The 3,070-nt window shown below is 66.0% G+C and carries 3 protein-coding genes; all 3 read right to left on the bottom strand.

Going from position 1 to position 3,070, the window contains the following annotated elements; all coding sequences use genetic code 11:
- Positions 1-1,061 (bottom strand): dihydropyrimidinase (hydA, locus tag JOZ76_RS10025; RefSeq protein ID WP_291698472.1); only part of this gene is annotated, 1,061 nt, incomplete at its 3' end.
- 195 nt (positions 1,062-1,256) lie between these two features.
- A complete protein-coding gene (locus JOZ76_RS10030) occupies positions 1,257-2,246 on the bottom strand; it encodes an ABC transporter substrate-binding protein (protein WP_291698473.1) in 990 nt (329 codons plus the stop codon).
- 34 nt (positions 2,247-2,280) lie between these two features.
- A partial coding sequence (locus tag JOZ76_RS10035; RefSeq protein ID WP_291698474.1) for an ABC transporter permease occupies positions 2,281-3,070 on the bottom strand: 790 nt, incomplete at its 5' end.

Raw genomic sequence — 3,070 nt, forward strand, 5'->3', positions numbered from 1 at the left:
ACGCCTTCGCTCCACAGCACCGGCATGCGGTCCTCGAGCCCGCCGGTGCCGTTCGGGATCATGCGGAAATCATCGCGCCCCATGCGCTTCTGCGCATCGGTGAAGGAGCAATGGTCGGTCGCGACCACCTGCAGCGAGCCGCATTGCAGGCCGGTCCAGAGCGATTCCTGGTGCGCCTTGGCGCGGAACGGCGGCGACATCACGCGCCGCGCGGCGTGTTGCCAGTCGGCGTTGTAGTACGCGCTCTCGTCGAGCACGAGATGCTGGATCAACGGCTCGCCATAGACGCGCTGGCCGCGCGCGCGGGCGCGCGCAATCGCCTCATGCGCCTCGCGGCAGCTGGTATGCACGATATAGACCGGGCAACCCGCCATGTCGGCGATCATGATCGCGCGATTGGCCGCCTCGCCCTCGACCACGGGCGGCCGCGACAGCGCATGGCCTTCCGGCCCGGTGATGCCCTTGGCCATGATCTCGGCCTGCAGCTGCAGCACCACATCGCCGTTCTCGGCATGGATGATCGGCATCGCGCCGAGCTCGGTGCAGCGCAGGAAGGATCGCATCATGATGTCGTCATCGACCATCAAGGCGCCCTTGTAGGCCATGAAGTGCTTGAAGGTATTGATGCCGTACTCGTTCACGACGGTCGCCATCTCGTTCCAGCGCACTTCCGACCAGCTGGTGACCGCCATGTGGAAGGAATAGTCCGCCGCGGCCTTCTTGGCGCGGCTGCTCCAATCCGCGTAAGTCGCCAGCATCGAGTCGGCGGGTCCCGGGATGCACATGTCGACGATCATCGTCGTGCCGCCGGAGAGCGCCGCCTTGGTGCCCCATTCGAAATCGTCGGCCGAGACCGTGCCCATGAAGGGGAATTCGCAATGGGTGTGCGGGTCGATGCCGCCGGGCAGCACATAGGCGCCGCCGGCATCGATGATCTCCGCGCCGGCCGGAGCCGCGAGCCCCGCGCCGACGGCGGCGATCTGGCCGCCTTCGATCAGCACGTCGGCGCGGTGAGACGTGTCGTGATTCACGACGGTGCCGCCGCGGATCAGCATGGTCATAGGCAGGGTCCAGCTGTTGTCATGCACGCGACCGCCCGATGCGCCGGCCGGCCGTGGCTTGAAAGATTCGATCCCCCCGCTCGCCCCCACGGAAGCGGGTCCAGTTCTTTGGCCGGATGCTCGGCCCCTGGATTCCCGCTTTCGCGGGAATGACCGGAACCTGGACTCATCGCCCTTGGATCAAACTCCCGCCCCTCACTTCAACGCCACATCGGTGATCGCGTGCGTCCACGCGCCGGTCGGCACCTTGGAGATCACCGGGGCCTCTCCGCCGCCGCCGAGCAGGGTCTTCACCGTGCGCTCATAATCGGCCTCAACAAGCGCGCCGTTCGAGCCTTCAGTCAGCTTGTTGATCTCGCCAAGCATGCGCGTCTGGTGCTTCTCGGTTTGCGCACCGGTTGGGTCGTTCGCGAGCACGATCTTGACGGCTTCCGCCGGGTTGGCGCGCGCATACTCCCAGCCCTTCATCGAGGCCTTGACGAATTTCGCCATCGTGGCGGCGAATTTCGGATCGGCGAGCTTGGCTTCAAGCGCGTAGAGACCATCCTCCATGGTGGCGACGCCCTGATCCTCATACTTGAACACGACCAGCTTGTCGGCCGGAATGCCGGCGTCGATCACCTGCCAGTACTCGTTGTAGGTCATGGTCGAGATGCAGTCGGCCTGCTTCTGCAGCAGCGGATCGACGTTGAAGCCCTGCTTCAGCACCTTGACGCCGCCGGGCGAGCCGTCGGTCTTGTAGCCGAGCTTCGCCATCCACGACATGAACGGGTACTCGTTGCCGAAGAACCAGACCCCGAGCGTGCGCCCCTTGAGGTCGGCCGGCGTCTTGATCCCGGTCTCGGCGCGGCAGGTCAGCATCATGCCCGAGCGCTTGAACGGCTGGGCGATATTGACCAGCGGCACGCCCTTCTCGCGCGCCGCGAGCGCGGCCGGCATCCATTCGACCGTAACATCGGCGCCGCCGCCGGCGATCACCTGCGGCGGAGCGATGTCCGGGCCGCCCGGCCTGATCGTGACGTCGAGCCCGGCCTCCTTGTAGAAACCCTTGTCCTTGGCGACCAGATAGCCAGCGAACTGGGCCTGCACGACCCATTTCAGTTGCAGGGTTACCTTGTCCTGCGCCTGCGCGCCTGCGCTGCCGAACAGGAGCGCGGCGATTGCGATCGGTACTGCCTTTCTCATGTCTCTCTCCGCCTGGTTTTCAGATCCCGGTCTTTCAGCGCAGTCTCATAGAAGCATGCCAGAAGGTCGCCCGGCGCTCCAGCAGCACGAGCCCCGCGTAAAACAGCGAGCCGGCGACCGCCGCCACGACGATCTCGGCCCAGACCATGTCGAGCCCCATGCGGCCGACCTCGGTCGAGATGCGAAAGCCCATGCCGACGATCGGCGTGCCGAAAAACTCCGCCACGATGGCGCCGATCAGCGCGAGCGTCGCATTGATCTTCAGCGCGTTGAAGATGAAGGGCAAGGCCATCGGCAGCCGTAGCCGCCACAAGGTCGACAGCCAGTCGGCCCCGTAGGAGCGCATCAGGTCCTTCTCCTGCGCACCGGCGGCGCTGAGCCCGGCCAGCGTGTTCACCAGCATCGGGAAGAAGGTCATCAGCACGACGACTGCGGCCTTCGAGTGCCAATCAAAGCCGAACCACATCACCATGATCGGCGCAATGCCAATGATCGGCAGCGCGGAGACGAAATCCGCGATCGGCAGCAGGCCGCGGCGCAGGAAAGGACTGCGATCGCAGAGCAGCGCGACCGCGAAGCCCAAGGCGGCGCCGATCGCCGAGCCGGGCAGCGCCGACTTCAGCACGGTCTGCACGAAGTCGGGCGCCAGGATCGCGCCCGAGGTCGCGAGCTTGCCGAGGATCGCCGAGGGCGGCGGCAACAGCACGAACGGAACGCCGCCGCCGACGCAGACGATCTCCCATATCGCGAAGACCACCAGCCCGAACAGCATCGGCGAGAGGATATCGCGCCAGGGTCCGCTGGCGCTGCGTGCCATCGCGGCA

It is taken from the genome of Bradyrhizobium sp. (genome assembly GCF_019244115.1).
Taxonomy (GTDB): Bacteria; Pseudomonadota; Alphaproteobacteria; order Rhizobiales; family Xanthobacteraceae; genus Bradyrhizobium.